The organism is Chromatium okenii, assembly GCF_002958735.1.
In the GTDB taxonomy this organism is placed as follows: domain Bacteria; phylum Pseudomonadota; class Gammaproteobacteria; order Chromatiales; family Chromatiaceae; genus Chromatium; species Chromatium okenii_A.
Genome location: NZ_PPGH01000037.1, coordinates 144,097 through 166,777 on the forward strand (window position 1 = coordinate 144,097; position 22,681 = coordinate 166,777).

Sequence of the window (22,681 nt, forward strand, 5' to 3'; positions counted from 1 at the left end):
GCGCTGTATGGATCGCAACAGAAAAATCGAACAATCCCTTTCGTAAACCCTAACCATCGCTTGCGATGGTTAACGAAAGGTGCAGGCTCAGTCCTTCGCGGACTCCGTTGGAAAGGTCATGAAATGCAACGGTGAACGCCAGCAGTTGCCACTTTCGTCAGGCGTTAAGGAACGAAGTAATTGGGTAAGTAACAGCTTGCAATAATCTATACATATCTACATAAATCTATACTTATGGAAAAGAAATGAGTAAAGGTAGGTGAAGCGGCAAAAATTTTGGGAACGTATGTAGATATAGTCGATCCAGCATAAAGTGATCGCCAAAAGTGACGTAACATATTGTTTTACTTGCAATGCTACGATCAATTTGTACTAGAACAGCTATACATTGCGTCGATGGGAGCGTCGAGCGAATGAGTCCCAACGCGAAAAACGCAAGGTGGAACACGTTACTACAGCGTTGCCAAATTGATGAACGTAGGTGAAATACGGTGTGTTACGCTCGTGTTTCAAGTCACGACCAAAAAGAAGATGTGCAGGCTACGTTGAATAAATTTTAGATGTGTTGATTGAGATTAGAAACCATGTTACTGGCACACAAAATTGAATTGCGCCCCACACCTGAACAGATGGTGTATTTGGATAAAGCCTGTGGCTCCAAACGCCATTGCTATAATCAATTATTGGCGCATTTTTCAAAACCAGAAAATAAGTGGTCAAAAAACGAAGCATATCAGCATTACATTAACGTACTTCGTAAAGAATTTGACTGGTACAACGAAGTTTCAAGCCGTGTCACCCGCAATGCAATTGATGACTTAGATACCGCCTTTAAGCACTTTTTTAGGCGCGTCAAAGCCAAACAAAAAGCAGGTTTTCCACGCTTCAAAAAGAAAGATTTGCGTGATAGTTTTGCGTTGCGTGAATCGGCTAAATTCGATGTTATCGGTCGTGAATTGCGGATTGAAAAACTCAAAACTAAAATTGAACTGCGTCAACCGTTACGTTTTCAAGGCATCGCAAAACAAGTCACGATTTCTAAACGCGCTGGAAAGTATTTTGCTTCAATTTTAGTTGAAACAGAAGACTACAATCCCCACGATGTTGATCGCCAACACTCAGTTGGTGTTGATTTTGGTATCAAATCACTTGCCGTTTTAAGCATAGGTAAAGTGTTTTCTGCCAATCAAAAGTTGAAAGCCAGTTTGAAAAAGTTGGCAAAACTTCAACGCAATTTAACCAAGAAAGTGAAGTGGTCAAACCGTCGAGCGAAAGCCAAGCTGGCAATTGTAAAACTTCATTTTCGTATTGCACGACAACGACAAGCCTTGTTGCATGAATTGTCGGATTATCTGACTAAAAACTTTGACGTGATTACGATTGAAGATTTAAACGTTAAAGGCATGTTAAAAAATCGAAAACTCAGTCGCGCTATCAGCGATGCTGGTTTTGGTTATTTACGGCAGATGATTGAATACAAGGCTAAATTGAGAAATTGTGTCGTTGTTGTCGCAAATCGATTTTTTCCCAGCAGTAAAACATGTTCCTGTTGTGGAAAAGTTAAAACAAATTTATCACTTGCAGATCGAACTTTTACCTGTGAGTGTGGATTTAGCGCGGATAGAGATTTGAACGCCGCGCTCAATCTAAATCAATACGGTCTGGACACGTTACAGCCTGACCTTAAATGCACACCAGAGCAAAGTTAGACCATAGTTTCATCATGGCTTTTGCGTTGACGGTGTGAATATATCAAAGCGAGATTTGTACGCTTTTGTATAGATTTTGTTAGATATTTAGTAGCGGCAAAAGTCATTCGGCTGCCCGCGTCACCGACTCCAGCGCGTCCAATGTGCCGATGGCTATTCCTACGCGTGAGCAAATGAGAGCGAATGTGAATAAAACAAATGCAATTTACAAACCGCCGACGCTTCCCGCCAGTGCGCGGCTGCCGGTCAATCGCTGCAATTTGCCAGCGGTGATCCTCGGCAGCCTGACGTATCAGCGCCATCCCGTGCCGTTGGAAATCGACGGCATCAGCCACTTTCACGACGATTTATTCCGCACGTTGGCGACCTTTCCGACGCACGCTGACCGCGCCCAGCGGTTTCAGGACTACATGACGGTTAACTTTCTATTGGATGAATTGGATGAAGCGGGATTGATGCCGGGGCGCGGGCGCAAATCGCGGGCAAATGCGAATTATTTGCGGCAAGTGCGCGGCTGGTCATTTGATTCGGATGGGCGCGAAGGTGCGGTATTAAAACGCTGGGTAGAAAGTCGTTTTGGCTTGCTGGCGCGGCATCATGCCGGTTCGCTGGCGGATCGCAATAGCGAGGTTTATCAGCGTTATATTAGTGACGGCAGTCGCGGGCTATACGCTACCAATGCGCTGGAATCGCAATTAGATTTGCTTTATACCTATTGCCAATATGAATTAAAGCGCGAATATCCAGAACAAACGCATTTAACGCTGTATCGCGGAATCAATCGCATGGACGAGCATGAAGTACAAAGCACTTGCGAAAGCGATTTACAGTGTGTGTTATTAAATAATCTTAACAGCTTCACCAGCGCCCGCGAACGCGCTGATGAATTCGGCGATTACATTTTAGAAACACAAATTCCGCTTCCAAAAATTCTATTTTTTAATCGACTGCTGCCGGGAATGCTGAAAGGCGAAGACGAATATGTGGTGATTGGCGGTGTGTATGAAGTCAGTATTAACACGATTTAAGATTGAGAGCTGGGTTTGATGAAATAACCTGAACGCACTGGCAGACGCTTCATGCGTGACACAATTCAACGCGACGGCTTATACTTTTCTCGCTCGTTCCGCTTGTTTCAATCACTGGAGAATTGTCAATGCGTTACTCGAATTATCCACTTTATTCGTTGGTGCGCCGTGCGGGAATTGCCGCCCTGTTAACCAGCCTTTTCAGCATCTCGGCTGGCGCTGCAACCTTCACTGTCACCAATCTGAGTGACAGAGGCCCCGGTTCACTGCGCCAAGCGGTCATTGACGCCAACGCGCAAGCGGGTGCTGACACGATCAAATTTGCGTCTGGCGTCACTGGCAGTTTGCCAATTGTGAACACCATAAAAATAACGGATGACCTTGAATTGGTTGGTCCAGGCGCTGACCAGATCACAGTTTCCGGCATCGGAGCCACGCTTTTTCAAACCAACGCCACAGCAACGGTGACGATCTCTAAACTGAAACTGACCGATGGTTGGAATAGCATCGAAAACCAAGGAAAGCTCACTGTCAGTGATTGCACGATCTCAGGGAATGATTCATCGGGCATTTACAATAATAAAGGCAGTATCAGTTTGACTGTCAATAACAGCACAATTTCTGGTAATAGTGCCGTTAATGGTAGCGGGATTTATAATTCATCCAGCAGCATGTCAATCAATGACAGCACGATCTCCGGTAATACATCATCTGAAAATGGCGGTGGAATTTACAACGCATCCGGCAGCGTAATCATCAATAACAGCACAATCTCCGGTAATACCTCATATCGGGGCGGCGGAATTTATAACGCATCCGGCAGCGTGACCGTCAATAACAGCACGATCTCCGGTAATGCCTCATCATATAGTAGCGGGATTTACAACGTATCTAGCATGACAATCAACAACAGCACAATCTCTGGCAATAACTACTCAGGGATTGGTAACGCTAATCCCGGCAAAATAACGTTCAATAACAGCACGATCTCCGGTAATAACGGCTATGGGATCGTCAATGAATCTGGCGCAACAATAAACAACAGCACGATTTCCGGTAATTCTAGTGACGGGATTCATTCCTATTATGGCAGCACTTTATCTGTTGGCAATAGTTTGGTCGCTGGTAATAATGGTTCAGAGATTTATAACAGCGATGGTACTTTTTTATCTTTGGGCTATAACCTGTTTGGTCAAAACCGTAATTCAGGATTATCTGGTGCGACGCCTGCTGATACCGATATTATTCTTGTTGGCGACATCACAACTGCGATTGCTCCATTAGCCGATAACGGTGGCCCAACGCAAACGCATTTATTAACAGTCACCAGCCAAGCCTTAGATTCCGGCAGCAATAGTTTAATCCCAGCAGAAATCACGACCGATCAACGCGGCGCACCGCGTATTGAATATGGCGTGGTTGACATCGGCGCAGTTGAAGGCACAGAAGCCTTTGTGACTGCATCAACCTTTGATCTTTTAATTAACAAAGTTGGTAACGGCACCATCACCAGCAATCCGACTGGAGTGACCTGCAATAGCACCACCTGCACCGGAACTTTTGATAGTGGGACGCTGGTTAAACTCACTGCCAAACCCGCAACTGGCTATATCTTTAGCGGCTGGAGCGGCGGCGGTTGTTCGGGCACTGGCATCTGTGAGGTAAACATGACCGCAGCGCAAACCGTTGAAGCAACATTTATTATTGCTGCGTCGGCGACTTACAGCCTTTCAATTAACAAATCTGGCAATGGTACTGTGACCAGCAATCCATCAGGCATTAAATGCGGCACTGGCTCCGCTTGTGCGGCGAAATTTGCCAGCAACAAAGTCGTTACGCTCATCGCCAAACCAGATACTGGCGCAACCTTTGTGAGTTGGTCTGGTTGCGTTGCACTCACTACCAATCCGCTGATTTGTCGCGTCACCATGAGTAATAACAAAACCGTGACCGCAACGTTTGGCACAAAAAACACGGCAGCAACCGCCGCTGATGTGCGCGTGATGAGTATTGTCATTAGTCCGGTATCGCCCGCTGCTAATAGCAATTTTACGGCTGCAATTACGGTTAAGAATGCCGGCAACATTAAAAGCGATGGCGGTTATCTTGATGTTTGGGCGGATCAAGCAACGCTGCAAACCTGTAAAGCGGCGAGCGACACTTGGGAAGAAGTTGGACAATTGGCAGCGGGTGAATCTAAAACCATTACGGTCAATTTGAAAGTGCGCGGTGCTGGTGCTAAACAATTACGCGCTTTTGTGGATAGTCAATGCACGGTCACTGAAACCAACGAAACGAATAATCAACTCACCAAAAGCTATACGGTGAAATGAAATCTCCAGCCCTCTTTTCTCAAAGGGGGCTTTATTTCACTTGGGAAATCGACGTCTTCGCGGATGGAAACGTCGTAATAACGTTTTTAATTGATTCACAGCGTCATCATCCGCTTGAACACCAAACCGCGCCGGAATATACACCGCCAGAAAACGCTTCACTGCAACCATTAAATCTGGGCGCTGTTTAATAATACGTTGCCCGAAATGTTGTGGGCCTTCGTGATGCTGCCGCGCTAATCCAATCCGCGCTAAACGTTGACAAAATTGGCGATAACACTGTTCAAGCGGATCATATTTAACGCGCTCACGCACCAGCGCCAGCATGATAACACCCAACGTCAATGACACCGCAATGATCATTAACACCGCCAATCCGTATTCCCGCAATGCACCAAAGCCCAATTGATCCAATAGCGCCAATTGATCTGCTGCTGAAAAATCTAATACCCAATTCTGCCACGCGGCATTTACCGTATCGCCAAATAATCGAAAATTTCGTGCTAATTGTGCCAATATACTCGCTTGATCCAAATTGAAACGCACTGATTGACCTGCGCCGAGTAAGCGCGTCGCGCCGCTATTGTCTATTCGCGTCGGATCAATTGCTGCTGTCGGATCAACGCGCACCCAGCCGCGCCCGTCAATGAATACTTCTGTCCAAGCGTGCGCGTCGGATTGCCACACCGACCAATGTCCGCTTAACCGATTCGGTTCGCCGCCGAGATAGCCGAGCACCACTCGCGCTGGCACACCGCCGATGCGCATTAACAGTGCAAAGGCGCTGGCGTAATGTTCGCAAAACCCTTGTTTTGTCTCAAATAAAAACGCATCGGTCGGATTTGCGCCGAGGCGCGGCGGCTGCAGCGTGTAATAAAACGATTCCCGATGAAAAAACGCCAACGCCTCTTGCACCAGCGCCCAATCATCGACCGCACGACTGCGCCAATCCGTCACCAATTCGCGCATTCGCGGCGTGAGATTGCGCGGCAATTGCAGCGCTCGTGACCGTTGCGTCGCGGTCGCCGGCGCAGTTTGGTAAGTCAGCGCCGACCGCACCGAATAGCGTTTCAGTGCGGTAAGTGGTTGTTTTGAAAGCAGTTGTAAATCAGCATTGCGCACTGCGTCCGCTGGCGCGTTGAGCGGCACATCCAGCGCGAACAGCCATTTTTGCTGGGTTGGCTCTAAAACGATTTCATAATCAATGACATCTGCGACCGTTTCCAAACGGGCTGGCACTGGCGCAGCGATCTGCGCTGCCGACCAGCGGCGTCCGTCCATTTCCCACAACACCGGTCCGCGCCAATACCGCTGCGATGCTGGCGGCGGTGCGCCCGTAAAGCGCACGCGAAAAGCCAATTCGCCGCTCACTGCCAAATCACTAATTGCACCCGGCTCCATGCTATCGGAAATGCCGGTCATCGCTTGCCCAGAATCTAATCCTAAATTCCATAGCGGCGCAGTTAAACGCGGAAATAACACGAATAAAATAAGGGTTAATGGCAGTGCTTGCAGCGCCAAATTACTTGCAATACGCAATGCGCCGCGCCAGCGATTGTGGTCGCCTAAATCACTATTCAAATCAGCCAATAGTGCCACCGCAAAAAACACCATCACGCTGAGATAAATTGCGCGTGATAATGCTTGATCAAAGAGGAATTGAATAACAATTAAAAATCCAATGAGAATGGCGACTAAACGCAGATCGCGTTTCGTATTCAGTTCGAGTAATTTGAGCGCGAACATGGTCGAAAATAATGCTGCGCCTCCATCCAATCCAACCAGCGTATGATTCGCATAAAAGCAATTGGCAACGCCGGTTAACGTCAATAATACGCGCAGCCATGTTTTAGGTAGCGTGTGCGGCCAATGCCAGCCTATTAAGCGCACTGTCAATAACAACAGCAAAAAAACGTTGATTTGCCAATGCAAATACGGCAACAACGGCGCAGTGGTCGCGCTCACCAGCAACGTCACCGCGAGCACCTGCGCTGCATCCGGCACTTCAGCAGGGGCTGGCAGTTTTTCTTTAGTGAATGAAATCAGCGGTTTATTAAACATGGAACAGTGCCAAATGGGTGAGACACCGCTGCATCTGCGCCGCACCTGCGCCCGGTTGCTCAATCACGTTGGGCAGCCGCAACCCAAATTGCACCCCGCTGGCGCTGGCATCGAGCACTTGGCGCGTCAACACACTCAGGCGAATTTCGGGATCGGGCGCAGTCAATTGTGACCAATCAAGCCACAACGTTTGCCCCGTTTCGCCGCCAAATTGCTTAACCACCAGCCCGCGTTCCCGAGCAAATGCTTTCCAATCAATGTGTCGCGGTGAATCGCCGGGGCGATACGGACGCGAACCGAGATAATCATCTGCGCCGACGCGAGTGGTGCGCTGTGGACTTTGCGCCACACCACTGTCTTGATCGGGATCGGGCGCGTGCGGCGCAGGTTGTGGATAAATCAGCGTAGTCGCGTCGCAAATGAGGTAAGACCAAGCGCGGAACAGATGCAGCGGATGACGAGTTTCTACCATTAATTCAGTGACATGCAGCAAACCGCGTCGCGTTGCCGGAATGCCGAGCGTGATTTGGCGTTGATCGCCGCGTGGAATGTGCACTGGCGCAGTACTGTGTCGTTCATGCCACAACCGAATATCGTAATGCGCTCGCGGCTGCTCGGCGCGAACTGTGATGGCAATAGTCGCCAATTCGCCGACAAATACTGGCGATCCACCGCGCACCTGTACTGCTAATTTTAATAAATTAAACCACGCATGGTGCATGGCAAGCAGACCAATAGCGACCAGAAAAAAGGTAAATAAAAGTCCGAGATTGTTCTGATAATTTAACGATCCCAGCAACATTAGCATCACAACTGCGCCGAACATTAACCCGCCCGAAGTCGGCAAAATATAAATCTGCCTCGCCCAAATACGAGCGATGCCGTCATTACCAATGGGAACGCGGCGCAGCCAATTATGAAAATAGCGTTGTATGGTGCTGCTGATGCGGTTATTCATACGCAATAAAAAATTATGATTCAACCATTTGCACGACCACAAGCCGTCCGCCATCGCCTTTTGCTAATAGAATTTGCTGACCGTCTTTCAATTCTAATTTGCCGCCGACGGGAATTGATGTTTTTGTATTCACATCCAATAAATCAGGCAGCCGTTCGTTTACTAACCACCAGCGTTCGGCGTGATAAATGAAATAACCGACGCGCTGCTTGTGCGTTTCGGTGAGCTTTTCATTCGGCGCAATCTGCGTATTGACATGCCACCAAAATAATGATTGTCCCGTCCAGACCATCAACCGATGATTATCTGGGCGAAATTGCCCTTCTTTGCGCGATGAATACAGATTGAGAATTGGTAATTTGCCGCGAAATGGTGTTCCACAAAACGGGCAACAGGGCTGCGTTGAATTATCAAAAACATACCATTGTTGTTCGCATTGTGGATTTTGACAGGGCTGGAGTAAATCGACGGTTTTTACGAGCGCGGTTTCCCAATCATTGGCTGATGGACGCTGCGCAGGATCGTGTAAACCAGTAATAAATGCTTGACGAAATAGTGGCGATAAATACGGACCGGTGAGCGTATACGCTAATTTGTCAGTGTCTGCCCACGGCAATTCAGTTGGTTTTGCTTTTGCGGCGTTAATGCGATTGCTGGCATCAGTAGGATGCTCAACAAATAATGCCCGTTCACCCATTGAAAGCTGTTCATCGCGCAATTCATCAGTGACATCATGCACCTTTTTGCCGCGCAATGGATGACGATAAAGTAGATACATATAAATCAATACCGCCAGCGCATGTAAATCAGTTTCACGGCGAGGTAATTTGCGATTGGGATCGTCTTTTGGCAAATGGCTGGTGCTGACTACTTCTGGCGCAATAAAATCTGGCGTTCCTACGACATCAGGCGGATATTTACCCGGCACCACTAATCCATCTACATCAATGACACAAGCAAATCCGCGTGATGGATCAACCAATACGTTTTTATACGATAAATCCGAATGCGCCAGTCCTGCCATGTGTAAACGCCGCACTGCTCGCGCCAGCAATAAACAAACTTTTAAATGATTTAACCAATTGCCTAATTCACGCGGATCAACAAACCGTTGGCGTAAATTAGCCGCAGCAAACCATTTGCCCTCTTTTTCTTTGCCTTTAATACTGAGCATGTCATTATTTTTTGAACCATGCTCAAAAAAGAAATGCGCCGCATAGGTCGGCGCAATCAAGCCTAACCGTCCTTCATATTCCAAAATCGCACTTGGCCAGCAAAATAAATGCTGCCAATAATCGCCGCCAATTTGATTAAAAATGCTCTCACGGTATTTGCCGACAATCATTTGTAACCGTTCCTGCGCTTGATAATCTTGTGGCGTTTTATAAAATGCGACGACATAAGAACGGTCCGGTGAAAAATACACATCTTTCATTGCGCCAGAGCCAATGATGTCATCGACAAAGGCAATGGATTGACCGTCACGGGTGGTGCAGGTAATGGTTTTTGACATGTATGCAATCACTCACCAAAGCACGGCTAAAGTCCGGTCATCGTGATGTCCGGCAGTGAAAAAATGCAACCAATCGCATAACGCTGGTGCGGGATTTACGGTATTTAATATGGGTTGTAATTCATCCCATAACGCATCCCAGTTGCTCGCTTCCGTTAAGCCGCGATCCGTTTCAAAACGCGGATCAGATACTCCATCGGTCATTAAAAGAATTGCGGTTAAATCTGTAAATCGACCCATATTAATGCGTTTTGCAAAGCCTTGATCACTTAATGCGGCACGATCTAAAAAGCGCGTTTGCCCGGCAAATTCACCGCCGTCTGGTGTACCCATTAAACGCACTTTACCGCGTGGTCCATACGCAGCAATTGCACCGTCACCCATCCAAAAAGTTGCTAAAAAAGTGTCATTGCCATGCCGATTAACGATTGCTGCAAGTAGTGTCGTTGCGTAATTGCGGGTTTCGGTATTGTGTTGACGTGCTTCTCGTTCAATGGCTTCCACTGCTCGCGTTGCCACGCGATGAAATAAATAATGACATTCGCTAGCAATCGTTTGTTTTGCATTAGGATCGCTGTCCCAATAATTTAATGCTTCAGTGAGTTTTGCGCCGGTGGTTGCAGACAGTTCCTGCGTTAATAATTCACTCGCTGCGGTCACTGCCAGCCGCGAGCCTTCGCGGGAAACGCTGGCACTTCCTGCGCCGTCGGCAACCAGTAGCAGCGACCAATTCGTGTTAGGAATCAATCTGATAACGAAATCATCATCACGGAAAGTTCCGTTGTGTTCATGCGAACGCCCGCGCCGACTCGCAGCCGCAATGCGAAATCCAAAGCCAGTGAGCGCCTGCTGTTCGGTGTGCGCTTTGGGATAGGGCGCATCAGCGGCTGGCTCCTTCACTTGCCACAGCGTTTTCGGGTCTGGATTGACGATCAACACGCATTCACTCGAATAACGTTCGCGGCGGTCGAGCGTCCACAGCACCCGCAACGGATGTTCACCCGCCAGCGTGGGAATTCCATGTAATTCAACATGCTCGGTGTCAAAATGGAGACCGAGATCGTCCGGCAGCCGCAGCTCCATAATCTGCACCGTGCCTTCAGCAGTTTGCCCTTCCAGGCGAGCGCGGTAAGCCACGCCAACCTTGGCGTTGGGCAGCATAAACCGCACATTTGGCACGGGCGCAGACGGCAAGCGCGGCGGCGTATTAGCGGGTGGCGTTTGCCCGGGTTGAATCGGTATTGGCGCAGTAATTGGTTCGGGTTCAGGTGTAATCATCTGCTCAGTCGGCGCGAGCAATTCTGGCGGAATTGTTTCCTCAACATTCATCGCAGATTCCTGAATAGGTAGCGTGACGGTTTGTGCATTCACATCATGAATTTTTGGCGGCAATACAGGCAATGGAACAAGAGGAGGACTATCAGGATTTTGCGTTTTCCAAATTTCCTTCAATGCAATTACAAATCGCAGTGTTTCTTTATAAACATCGTTCGATTTAATGAAGGATTCTAGTTCATCATTTGAGTAATCTCTTTCCTCAAAAAAAGGTCGCTGATTCGGATAAAACAATCCTAAAATTAACGCTTGAGATTGAAGTTCCAATTTTTTACGCGCTTGTTCTGAAATTGGTTTACGACGTGTCGCCATAATTAACCTCTGCTACGACCAACATCAAATCCATGATTTTCATTCCCAGAATGCGGTTGAAAAATCACTTTTTGATCGCACCAAGGGCAAGTTGCTTCACCTGGTTCGTTAATACACAACAGCTTGCCGCAGCCGCATACCGCAAAAGCCGTGATATTGCCACAATATGGACAACCTGGCGCACCGACTAAATTTGCTGTATTTACTTTTAATTCAATCGTACGCGCATCTGACCAATCAAAATAATCCTCACCCAGCGGATAACAACCGGTTAAACGATACATCGGCACGGCAATCTTAAAATCAAGATTGGCGACATTTTTCAGTTCGTTTTCGTATTTAATGAGATACGGTTTGCGCGTATTTTGACAACGCCCGATTAAAGTCACGCAATGCGTGTCAGCAAGATTCTGCGGCGGCGTTTTAATTAACTGCATAAACGATGAATCAAGTGTTGGCAATGAATCGTTTTCAATTCCTTCACCTACGCTTTTACTCTGCGCAACGACCGAAGCACTAATCCAATTAATAAATTGCGTAAAATCACCGAGTTTTGTTGGCTCAAAACGAATGACATGCTCAGTCAACTGCCGCAATATCGAAAAATCAACATCACCGCCTAAACCAACTGCGATCACGGTGGCGCGTCGTGAATAATGCGCATTCCACCGCGCAATCATCGAGCCCGGATCATCAGTCGGATGACCATCGGTGAATAAATAAATTAAAGGCTTCCAATCCCCTTTTTGCTCTGGCGTGGTTTTGACAACAGAGCGATCTATTTCATTCATCAATACCGTCAATGCTGCGCCCAAACTGGTGCCGCTACCAAGCGGTAATTTCGGCGGATAAAACGAAAAAACTTCAATTAAAGGAACAATTGTTTTAGCGAGTCCGGCAAAGGCAATTACGGAAAGATAAACCGTTTCTAAAGCATGAGGATCAGTGCGCAAAGTGCGAATGATGGCCTGCATTCCTTCTTCCATTTGCTTTAATGAATCGCCAACCATTGATTCTGAACAGTCCAAAACAAAAAATACAGGAAGTCTACGCATCGGTTACTCCAAATAAATAAGATCAATTATTTGGTGCTTTAACAGTATTAAAGTACCAATTGAACTTCTGGCGGCGGCGGTGGTAGTGCAACCGCATCATTGATTCCCGCACTGCTCGAACCAGCGGCCACGCTGGCTGATACCCATTTAAAAAACCCTGAAAAGGTGGCGGCATCCATTGTATCGAGCATGACCACGCGATCAGTGAGTTCACGCAATACATCTTCTTTCGCTTTCGGGCCCGCAGCACAAGCAACAATGGATGCTAAATTGCGCCGTTTTAATTTGGGAATTGCTTGGCGAAACGCATATAAATCAGATGGACTTCCGTCAGTCATTACAAATAATAATGGACGCCAATCACCTTTAGTATCTGCTGTACTTTTTTTAATATCACGATCTAAACGTGCAATTAATAACTCCAGTGCTGCGCCTAAAAAAGTTGCGCCAGCATCGGGAACCTGAATCTCATCAATTTGCACATCCGCTAGCGGAGTTAATGGTAGATATTCACGCGCTGCAATATCAAAGGTGATAATTGATAAGTGAACGCTTTCTAAAGCATAGGGGTCTTGCCGCAATGCACTAAGCATTGCTTGCAAGCCGACATTAACGGAATAAATTGGTTCGCCACGCATTGAACCAGAAGTATCAAGCAGAATGTAAACAGGAAGACGGCGCAAGCTCATGTGAATGCCCCGAAATTGGCAGTTATTGAGACCTAAACGTATTGTTTAAGCCAATCCACAAAATTGTCTGATGTAGATGCAGTACCAATGGCATTAAATGTCCATCCGTTTGATTCACGAATGAGTTCAGCGAATAGCAATGAACGACAGGTATCATTGTATGCGCCGCCGGACAAATTAAATCGCACCATTTCCTGCTTTCTTGCGTCTACTGCACGAATAAACGCATTATTTACACCAGCAAAACTTTGATTGTTTTTAATGCCTTGATAAATTTGCACCACAAAAACAACTCTGGTGTATTGCGCAGGTAAATCATTTAGTTTGACGATGATTTGTTCATCATCGCCGTCGCCTGATCCAGTGCGGTTATCGCCGGTAAGCCATAGACAGCCAGAGCGGTGACATAAGTTGTTAAAAAAGATCACATCGCTGTCAATTAAAGTTGCTTTGCCATTGGAATCACGCCCAAGATTATGCACTTTACCATCAGCTTCACAAAGAAAAGCCGCAACATCTAAATCATAATCGGGTGTCGTTTTACCGAGTAAGCTAGTGAATAATCCAGTCTTAACTGAATTAATATCCCAGCCTAAACCAATAGTGACTTTTGATAAATCGTGTTCGGTCTTTTTAAGGCTAACGCCTTGACCTTTTTTTAATGAAATTCCCATACTTGAAAACCTCAAAGTACCAAATTAACTTCTGGTGGAGGTGGCGGTAAATCATCCAATCCGGTGACTTCTTTACGCCCCTGATCGACTTTTTGACTGCCAGTTGAAACCGATGCAGAAACCCATTTGAAAAACGCTTTAATGGTGCTGGCATCAGCAGTATCGAGTGCAACCACAATTTCTGTGATTTGTTTCAATATCGCAGTTTCTGCACTTTGACCTGCGGCACACGCAATCACCATTCCAGTGCGTACCTGTTTTAATTTGTCAAAACCGCGTCGCCAATCATCAGTTGGTGAGCCATCAGTCATAATAAACACCAGCGGCTTCCAATCACCTTTTGCATCAGCAGTTGTTTTCGCAACTTCCGCTTCAATTCGTTCGGCTAATAGTGCCAGTGCTGCTCCAAATGCAGTGATACCGGTAGCGACTAAATTAGGCGTCTGGAAACTCGCTAATTCACTGAGCGGAATCACTTGGCGCGCAGTGCTATCAAAAGTAATCACGGATAAACACGCTGTCTCCAACGCATAAGGGTCTTGGCGTAATGTCGATACCAATAATTGCACACCATTCTTTACTGCTTCAATGGGTTCACCACTCATAGAACCAGAGGTATCGAGCACTAAATAAACGGGTAATCTACGCATATTACAAAGCCTATAAAATAATTGAATACCAATAATTTCAAACTACTACAACACCAAATTGACGACATAATGCTGCTAAACCATCCTTAAAACCCTGACCAACCGCTTTGAATTTCCAATCACCACGATGCCGATAAATTTCACCAAAAATCATTGCTGTTTCGGTACTGTAGTCCTCGGATAAATCAAAACGAGCAATCTCAGCATCCGTGCGCAATTGACCTTGTGAATCAAGCGCATTTAAATTCACAATACGAATAAACGCATTGGATACCTGACCAAAACTTTGATAACGTTCTTCAGCATCATAAATAGTGACGCAAATTACAATACGAACGATGTCTTCTGACACTTGTTCAAGATCAATTTTAATTGCTTCATCATCACCTTCTCCGGCACCGATGCGATTATCACCGGTGTGTTCCACTGAACTGCATGAAGAAACTAATTGGTTATAAAAAACAAAATCACCATCACGACGAACTTTACCGGTTTCCGTAAGCAAAAAAGCACTGGCATCAAGATCGAAATCATCGCCATCGGTTGCCCGTGCTTCCCAACCAAGTCCCACCAAAATCTGCCGTAAACACGGATCAGTTTTTGATAATGAAAGATTTGCGCCTTTTTTCAGAGCAACAGCCATAATTAATCTCCTAAAACAGCGAACTAAAAACCAAACTGCTTCTTATTTTTAGTTAAAGCATCATGAACCTGAATGCGCAACTGCCGCAGCACAGTTTTAGCATTCATTTTTACCTGAATAAATCCCTGAATTTCTAAACTCAACTCAGTTTCACGCTGTTTGAGTTGATCTATTGTTTCTTGAATAGATGCCATACGCAAATCACGTTGTTCATTTTCTAAAGCGATTGTTTGCGTATTGTATGATGTTTGCTTGTTCCAGTTTAGCGCAATTTCAGCATCGCGTTGATCGTTTAAAACTGCGCTTAAATGAGTGCGAACACGATGTTCTTGTTGTGTCCATTGGCGCAGCAGTTTTTGCAGTGCGTCAATTTTTGCATTGTATTGTGCAACTGTTGAATCAACGGTATTTTGTGTTAATTCACGCATCAAGCGTTGCCATGGAAAGGCAGCGCCGGGGTCTGATTTACGTTTAATTTTTATCTTTCTGCAAGTCAAGTAAGAATTATCTAGTTCAGAATGAGATTTAAGATCAGAAACAGTCAATCGATAACGCATTAACATATCGCGTAATAAAGTAATCAATGTCACAATTTGTGGTTCTGGAAACGGGTCTTGACCATCACCATGATTGATAAGTTCAATACCAATTGAATTCATATTATGACTGCGCACATGATAAGCAACCTGAGATTCTGGAACCATGCGAACTAAATCGCCATTGCGATCAATAATATAGTGAATACTAATGTGCTTTTTATTTCGTAAAAAATGAGCAACGATACTATCGAGATCGCCGCTTTGAAAGCGTTGTGCTGGATTACAATCTGGTCCGCCAGTCGCATGAATGACAATTTGTTTTATAGATGCTTTCCGCACATTTCCGGTTACTGGAATATCTTTTACTGTTGCTGAAACATCGGCGAACAACAGCATTAAAATTGACGCTATTGTAGTGTACTGTAATAATTTAACAAAAATAACGAACATCGTTGGTTTTCGTTTCAAATACCTTTATAAACTGGCGGTATTGACCAGTTGCTCTCACTTTCATTCAGTCCTTTAAATTCTGAAAACTGTTTTGGTGCTAAAATTGGGATACTCCGCGATGCACCGCCAATAGCAACAGCAAGCTGAAGAAATTCATTGGATAATTCAGGATAATCATTTTTAACCCAAAGTGGAACTGGAACAGAGGCTCGAATTTGAAGTTGCCTATCGTGAACAAGTGGACTCTTTTTTTCAATACTGCGAATCATTGGCAATGTAGCGCCGCCACCTGTAAATACCACAGCTAGCTCCCCATTTCCAAGCCCTTCAACCCAGCTTTTATGTACACTAGTGAGGCATTTAAAAAATTTTTCGTGAATTAATTTTTCAAATTCTTTCACAGCGGGTTGTTCAATAAATTCACTAAGATTTATTTGACCTAGTTGATCGTTAGTTAAAGAAAAATTTACTTTACTTTCGCAGAACAATTGTTCTTTTAGTTGTCTAATTCTGAGTGATAAATCTGCATCAATCATTAAAAAATCGTTGTCACTAGAAACAACATTAGCTTTTTTTAGAATATAGCTTCGTAATAATTTATCTACCATATCACCAGCTTGTCGTAATACTTGTACTGATCCAGGGATTTCCCAAATTTTAATTGGTGAATTCATTTCATGGACTTCCGCGAACAATGCGTAATCAATTGTACCTGCACCAACGTCTATAACCATTAGCAGTCTGCGGAAATTTTGCTTACACTGAAACGAGCGAAATCGGCTTCCGACGGCTGCGACTGGTTCAATTACTCCACTATCGATTAAATAAGTTGGCAGTACTTCTAAATTACGAATATCTGTTAACACCTGTTTAGCTGTCTTCACATCAATCCCGTTATGCCATCCACCATGTAGGGTGTCAGCCAGTATTTGAGCACGCACCATCAGTGCGCGTAGTTGATTCTCAGCCCATGATCCTCGGTCTGGTGGTAATACGGGTCGAGTAAAACGACGACTAACATATCGACTATAACCATTGGCTTGTAACTGAGAAGTAGCCATGTCAGTAAAATAAGCAAGAAATAAAGTCACCATATCGCCTTTAGTTAAAGCGATATTTGTTGGGTTATAAGCAGTTTCTAAAGGCGCTTCATCTAAATCACACATGACATCCTTGCACAAAATATCTTTAATGGAATCAAATCTCTTTCTGTTTATTGTATCAGCATGTGTGCTTTCTGATACAGCTCGATGCCCAAACAAGATACGCCCACTATCTGTAATAAAAATTGATGAAATCAGTGAATAGATAGGTTCAGATTGACCAGCTTCTTGACCAATTTTTAAATCTACAAGATTGTCATCTGTTTCATCTGTTGCAAAGGCTTTAGACATCGCTGTTCCAAAATCTAAACACAGCAAAATATCTGGGCTTTCTGGTCGATCAATTCCAATTGAGTTGAGGTTAGGAAGGATAGGGGTTAAAACTGGTTTCAAATTTGTTGTTTCAGTAGGCACGGTATCTTTTAGCAATATCTGTGGTCGGTCAGGTTGAAGACTATTTAGTATTTTCACCGCAAACTGCAATGCTTGATGCTCCTTTTCCGAAACAACACCATCAAGTTTTAGCTTTCCAGTTATTGCATCACGTTCAAGACGTTCAATTAAATTTTCTACAAAAACTAATGCTGTTGCGTTTTCCATGACATCTCCCAAATAAAATTTGCGAATTTTTAATAACTAGACTTTTTCAACAAGGGCTTTTCTTACGATATTCAAATTTCCATCAGCATTCTCACGCACAATCATCGGCTGAATGATTTTAACTTGACGTACTCCTTGAACATGTCCACCAACGAGCTCATGCGCCGCTTGAGTATAATCAACGCGATCACCAGGTAGTCCTTGCATAGCTAAACCGCGTTTAGTTGCTAAAGCATTGACATCATTGAGAACAGCGTGACAGCGAGCAATTAAACTGTCTAATGGTTTTATTAGCGTTGGTTCTAACAAACGCAGTTCTGCTAGAATATCGTCTGATATATTAACTAAAGCATTATTAAGTTGATGATTGTCGATGATTAGCGTAGCCAACACTGGATCAGCAGAAAGTACCTGACTTTCTTCTATTCCACTAAACACTTCTCGACGTTTTAAATTGCGTTTTCCTTTAAGCCAGTTGCAAATTTCAGTATTTAGTTCAGGATGACTTTCAACAATAGTTGATGTCACTCTAACAGCTGCTTCACGTGATCCTGATATTTTAACTAGCTGCTCAAATAAGTTGTCATCCATAACGCCTTGTTTTGCGAGCAGCATTAAAGCATCTCGAATATCACGTTTAACCAGTTGGAGATTCGTAGATTTTTCTGCAATGTAATGCCATTCCGGTAACAAAAACCAACTTTTTGGCGTATCGATTGCAGCGTATAATGACGATTCAGTGACTAAAGAAATCTGTGTTCGAGCGATGTCGTGAACAAATCCGGCAATATCTTCAACAGCTTTTTTAGCGATTTCCTGCGTTTCGGGTGGATTAGCTCCAGCGAAAGCAGCGCGTAGCATATTTTGTAAGTATTGACCTGCATCTAAACTAGGTTCAATTAACACCGATACCGCTTGAGGTCGAATTGCTGCAAAAATACGTTCTAAACGTTTAACGACTGCATCCCCAGGGTTTTTCGTATCCGGTTTAAACTGCTGAAGAGATATTGCTAACAAGTGAAATATCTGAGCAAGTGTGGTTGCTTTTTTGAATAGAACAGCGCCTAGCTCTTGACGTAATTTTTCACCTTGTTTTTCTTCAATGATGCCAGTTGCAGCATAACTAATAATCCAATTTTGGGTTGAGTATTGTAGTGCAGTCGCAATGTAATAGCGGTCTTCTGGGTCTTTTAGAATTGAAAGTGCAGGGAGTGGCTTTTCAAGTACCTGTAACAGCCGTTTAGTAATATTATTTCTGAGCGATTTGACGTTTCCAATGCGTGCTAATGCTGCAACTGATCGAAGACAATCATCTGGTGTCTGTGGGTTAGTGGCTAATTGCGTTAAATCATTCAGTCCTGATGTTAGACGCGGATCATCTCGCACAGCATGTAAACTGCGTTTTTTAATCAGCTCCGTAAGTGCTGCTAATCGTTCATTAAGTGATGATGCATCTGCAAAAGAATTTAACAACAAATCAATTTGTTCTGATTTTGTTTCAGTCATTGAATTTATTTCCGTTGAACAGAGTTAATTTTTTAACGACGTTTTCTGAAGCTAAACCAACTGCCGACCCAATGTTTCTTTAAATAATTGCGAGCCGCGTGGCGTTATTGAATAATCGCATTCAGCCATGAATGCACCATCAATCAGGCTATCACCGATGCCTATCGTAAGTAATTCGCCCCATTCGTTAGTAAGCTGTTTAATAAGATAGTGCACCGCATGTTCTTTGCCAAGACTGCGTGGTAAAATGGCAAGATTATTGCCATTGCGATGTAATTGATAATCATGGTGCGTCATAAGCCAAGGCGTGACTACCATTTGCTGTAATTGATCGAGGTCGGCGATGTGTCCAGCACGATATTTCACCACCACATAAAAAGGCAAATTAAAATCAGTAATCAATCGCGAATGCGCCGCTAATGCGTAGCGAGTAATAGCAGTGTTAATTAATATGAGCACAGCAGTGAGGTCGCTAATTGCTGCTTCTGATGCAATGGTCATACGTTGATGCCAATACGGGTCGGGAACACCAGCGGGAGTTAAAATAACGCCGCCGTAATTGAGAATACACCAACTGCGAAATGGTAACTTCACACGATATAACGAATCATAGTCGCGGGCGGTGGTGGGAATAATTAGTGCATTGTCATCAAGCAATTGCCATAACATGCGCTGTTTCGCAGTCATAAAAGAATTGGCGCTGCGATCCCGCAAATAAGCAACTGGATGCAGCGCGTTTTCAATTGGACATTTCTGGAGACTTTGGAATAGGGTGTCATCCAAATCCACAAAGACCAGTGTCCGCATCTTTAGACCAATTCAAAATCCGCCGGATTCAAGCCGAGTTCCATCGCAATTTTGCGTGCAACCTGCTTTTCACTATTGTCGAAATTACCATCGGCGGCGGCAATTGCAATAATGAGACGCATAATAAGACGTGACGCATCGGCATTGCTTTTCATCTTACCAATTGCTTCATACGCCTTGGCTTCACCTAAATCCTTATCAAACTCGATCTGGCTCATTGCGTTCTGGAATGCTTCAATCAGTTCCTTGCTGGAAAAGACTGATAGTGCCTCATAGTTCTCAATGAAGCGCATCATCTTCTGTTTTTCCTGCGAAGAAACCACGCCATCAGCCATTGAAATCAGCACTGAACCACTGATTGCCGCATTCAAAAAATCCTTATTTTTGAACTTCAGCGCCTCATTTTTCAGTTCAGTCGCTTTCTGCTTCAGATTGCTAACAAAATCTTGAAAACTCATGGTTATTTCACCTGTAATTCTGCATTAATCATTAAACATTTACGCCGTGTTGCAGTGCTAACGCTCGCAATCCACCAGCATAACCCTGACCGACAGCTTTGAATTTCCAATCGCCGCTGTGACGGTAAATCTCACCAAAGATCATTGCGGTCTCAGTCGAATAATCTTCAGATAAATCGAAACGCACTACTTCCTGTTGATTGTCGCGGTTAACAATACGCACAAAAGCATTGGCAACCTGTCCAAAGTTCTGATGACGTACATCAGCATCGTGAATGGTAACGACAATTACCAATCGCTGAATCTCGGCTGGCACTTTTGATAGTGTGATGTGCATCGTTTCATCGTCACCATCGCCTGAACCACTCAGATTATCGCCGGTGTGTTCGACAGAGCTTTCCGGCGAAGTGCTTTGATTGTAAAAGATAAAATAGGCATCATTCGGAACTTTACCGTTCTCTTTTACCATAAATAGGCTGGCATCGAGATCAAATGCCAGTCCATCAGTTGCGCGAGCATCCCAGCCCAATCCGACCAGTATATTTTCAAGGCTGGGTGCCTCTTTACTCAGATTAACATTACCGCCTTTATTCAAACTAATTGCCATTGGATGCTCCTTTGTAGTAGAAGGACGTGTTTTAGAATCTATAGGTTCAGACAATTCAAAATCCGCGAGATTTAAGTCGAGTTCTCGCGCAATTTTACGCGCAACATGCTTTTCACTATCATCAAAATAACCATCGGCAGCCGCAATTGCAATAATTAACCGCATAATGAGTCTGGCTGCGCTTTCATTATGCCTCATTTTGTAAATTGCGGCATAGGCTTTGGCTTCACCAATATCTTGGTCGAATTCAATTTGATGTAGCGTATCTTGAAAAGCTACGATCAGTTCACTACTTGAAAAAACGGACAGTGCTTCATAATTTTCAATAAAGCGCAGCATCTTCTTTTTTTCTTCCGAAGAAACCACGCCATCAGCCATTGCAATTAATACTGAACCACTGATTGCGGCATTCAAAAATTCCTTATTTTTGAATTTCAGCGCCTCATTTTTTAATTCCGTCGCTTTCTGCTGTAGAGTGCCGATAAAATCTTGAATGCTCATATCAAATTGTCCGGGCGATAAGTGATGCAGCAGCTGCCGAGTGATTGTCGCAATTCATTTAAATCAGCAGAAGGTGTTTCGTGGCAAATGATAATACGCACAAATTCGTCAGGACTCACGTTATACAAATAATTTGCAATTCCTTCACCGTAGTTATCACCAAACATTAGACGATTTTTAATATCAGCGCCAAGCAAAATCGGTGAGCGCGTCGTTGCCTGCACGACTACAGCAAATCCTTTTGCCTCTAGCGCCAGCCCAATACGAAAAGCTAAGTGCATGAATTCGCCAGTGCCCAATACCAGCAGTCGCGCTCCAGTATTCAATCCTGCACTCAATTGTTCCAAATCAGCGGTGGGAATTTCAAGTTGGCGATCAATTCCAAAACGACCGAGATGAATAGCAAGTTGCGCTGGATTACGGCGATTGTTGCCCACTGCTGGCGCAGCGATTTCATTATTGGTTATGGAATTTGGTATAAATGAAAAATCTCCGTGCAATAGTGCATTCACTGTTACTGGTAAACCGATTTGTGCGGAAAAGCGTTCGGCGCTGTGTTCGCCACTAAAATCAGTTAAAGCGACAAAATGTACCCGTGCCAATTGTGGATTGCGAGCGCGATACGCATTCGCCAAATTGCACAGTGTCGCACCAGTGCTGATTTCGTCATCAATTAAAATTAATTCACGAGCGGAATAAAATCGCTGGCGTAGATGCAATTGGCGTGGCTCATAAAGCAATTGATCGGGCGCGTGACAATGTGGTTCTTGAAATTGTAAATGCGCCCAATCCGCTATTTGATAGCGAGTTGAATGCAGAAATAATGCGTCCGGGTTTGAATATCGCTTTAATAGTGCCTCGAATACGCCTTGACCCAAACCGGTTGCGGTTTCTGCCATTGCCACACACAGCCACGCATTCGTGCGCAAATGCAATGATTGTGCTAATAATTCATGCACTTGGCGCATTTGCGTTGGCGCAGTTGGCCAGTGTTTGCCGAGCACTTTGCTGACAAATAAAAACCCGCGTTTGCGGTTATTGCGGGCAGCAAATCCGCATAAATCAGCAAGTGGAAGCATCGCTTGGCGCACCGCGACTTGCAGCGTTCCGGTTGCTAATTCAATGCGTTGCGGCATGATCACTTGTCACT

At 44.7% G+C, this 22,681-nt stretch carries 19 protein-coding genes and 1 pseudogene; 3 read left to right on the forward strand and 17 right to left on the reverse strand.

Annotated elements, in window-relative coordinates:
* The first annotated feature begins 584 nt into the window (after positions 1–584).
* The 3 genes from CXB77_RS12540 (at position 585) to CXB77_RS12550 (ending at position 5,070) form a co-directional block, all read left to right on the forward strand.
* Complete coding sequence (locus CXB77_RS12540; protein ID WP_105074185.1) at positions 585–1,709, forward strand: RNA-guided endonuclease InsQ/TnpB family protein; 1,125 nt, start codon at positions 585–587, stop codon at positions 1,707–1,709.
* Positions 1,710–1,894: 185 nt separating this feature from the next.
* On the forward strand, positions 1,895–2,737 hold the full coding sequence (locus CXB77_RS12545) for an NAD(+)--dinitrogen-reductase ADP-D-ribosyltransferase (protein WP_242445692.1): 843 nt from the start codon (positions 1,895–1,897) through the stop codon (positions 2,735–2,737).
* A gap of 128 nt (positions 2,738–2,865) precedes the next feature.
* Entirely contained in the window at positions 2,866–5,070 is a 2,205-nt protein-coding gene (locus CXB77_RS12550) for a choice-of-anchor Q domain-containing protein (protein ID WP_105074187.1), read from the forward strand.
* Between the two features lie 36 nt (positions 5,071–5,106).
* Here CXB77_RS12550 and CXB77_RS12555 read toward each other — a convergent pair whose 3' ends face one another.
* From CXB77_RS12555 to CXB77_RS12630, 17 genes and pseudogenes are all read right to left on the reverse strand, one after another.
* A complete protein-coding gene (locus tag CXB77_RS12555; protein ID WP_105074188.1) occupies positions 5,107–7,131 on the reverse strand; it encodes a transglutaminase TgpA family protein in 2,025 nt (674 codons plus the stop codon).
* Positions 7,124–8,089 (reverse strand): DUF58 domain-containing protein, encoded by a 966-nt coding sequence (locus CXB77_RS12560; RefSeq protein ID WP_105074189.1) that lies wholly within the window; start codon positions 8,087–8,089, stop codon positions 7,124–7,126. Before CXB77_RS12560 ends, CXB77_RS12555 begins: the two co-directional genes overlap by 8 nt.
* 13 nt (positions 8,090–8,102) lie before the next feature.
* Positions 8,103–9,602, reverse strand: coding sequence for a helix-hairpin-helix domain-containing protein (locus tag CXB77_RS12565; RefSeq protein ID WP_105074190.1), 1,500 nt, complete (start codon positions 9,600–9,602; stop codon positions 8,103–8,105).
* A gap of 12 nt (positions 9,603–9,614) precedes the next feature.
* Positions 9,615–11,249, reverse strand: coding sequence for a PP2C family serine/threonine-protein phosphatase (locus tag CXB77_RS12570; protein ID WP_105074191.1), 1,635 nt, complete (start codon positions 11,247–11,249; stop codon positions 9,615–9,617).
* Between the two features lie 2 nt (positions 11,250–11,251).
* Positions 11,252–12,304, reverse strand: a complete 1,053-nt coding sequence (locus tag CXB77_RS12575; protein WP_105074192.1) for a TerY-C metal binding domain-containing protein — start codon at positions 12,302–12,304, stop codon at positions 11,252–11,254.
* 47 nt (positions 12,305–12,351) lie between these two features.
* Positions 12,352–12,993, reverse strand: a complete 642-nt coding sequence (locus CXB77_RS12580; protein WP_197711057.1) for a vWA domain-containing protein — start codon at positions 12,991–12,993, stop codon at positions 12,352–12,354.
* 32 nt (positions 12,994–13,025) lie between these two features.
* Positions 13,026–13,667, reverse strand: a complete 642-nt coding sequence (locus CXB77_RS12585; RefSeq protein ID WP_105074193.1) for a TerD family protein — start codon at positions 13,665–13,667, stop codon at positions 13,026–13,028.
* Between the two features lie 11 nt (positions 13,668–13,678).
* Complete coding sequence (locus tag CXB77_RS12590; protein WP_105074194.1) at positions 13,679–14,317, reverse strand: vWA domain-containing protein; 639 nt, start codon at positions 14,315–14,317, stop codon at positions 13,679–13,681.
* Positions 14,318–14,354: 37 nt separating this feature from the next.
* Positions 14,355–14,960, reverse strand: a complete 606-nt coding sequence (locus tag CXB77_RS12595) for a TerD family protein (RefSeq protein WP_105074195.1) — start codon at positions 14,958–14,960, stop codon at positions 14,355–14,357.
* Positions 14,961–14,983: 23 nt separating this feature from the next.
* Positions 14,984–15,949: an N-acetylmuramoyl-L-alanine amidase gene (locus CXB77_RS12600; RefSeq protein WP_146108815.1), complete on the reverse strand. Its 966-nt coding sequence runs from the start codon at positions 15,947–15,949 to the stop codon at positions 14,984–14,986.
* Positions 15,950–15,963: 14 nt separating this feature from the next.
* Positions 15,964–17,652, reverse strand: coding sequence for a hypothetical protein (locus CXB77_RS12605; protein ID WP_105074197.1), 1,689 nt, complete (start codon positions 17,650–17,652; stop codon positions 15,964–15,966).
* A gap of 36 nt (positions 17,653–17,688) precedes the next feature.
* Positions 17,689–19,158 carry a hypothetical protein gene (locus CXB77_RS12610; RefSeq protein WP_105074198.1) on the reverse strand — a complete coding sequence of 490 codons (1,470 nt, stop codon included), beginning with the start codon at positions 19,156–19,158 and terminating at the stop codon, positions 17,689–17,691.
* Positions 19,159–19,209: 51 nt separating this feature from the next.
* On the reverse strand, positions 19,210–19,965 hold the full coding sequence (locus CXB77_RS12615) for a haloacid dehalogenase (RefSeq protein ID WP_105074199.1): 756 nt from the start codon (positions 19,963–19,965) through the stop codon (positions 19,210–19,212).
* 2 nt (positions 19,966–19,967) lie between these two features.
* Positions 19,968–20,423: a tellurite resistance TerB family protein gene (locus CXB77_RS12620; protein WP_105074200.1), complete on the reverse strand. Its 456-nt coding sequence runs from the start codon at positions 20,421–20,423 to the stop codon at positions 19,968–19,970.
* 31 nt (positions 20,424–20,454) lie between these two features.
* Complete coding sequence (locus CXB77_RS19805; protein ID WP_172452724.1) at positions 20,455–21,030, reverse strand: TerD family protein; 576 nt, start codon at positions 21,028–21,030, stop codon at positions 20,455–20,457.
* Between the two features lie 66 nt (positions 21,031–21,096).
* A pseudogene (locus tag CXB77_RS23140) lies at positions 21,097–21,531 on the reverse strand (tellurite resistance TerB family protein); the annotation flags it as partial.
* Complete coding sequence (locus tag CXB77_RS12630; RefSeq protein WP_105074202.1) at positions 21,528–22,667, reverse strand: phosphoribosyltransferase domain-containing protein; 1,140 nt, start codon at positions 22,665–22,667, stop codon at positions 21,528–21,530. The gene CXB77_RS12630 and the pseudogene CXB77_RS23140, both read right to left, overlap by 4 nt.
* Positions 22,668–22,681: the final 14 nt, after the last annotated feature.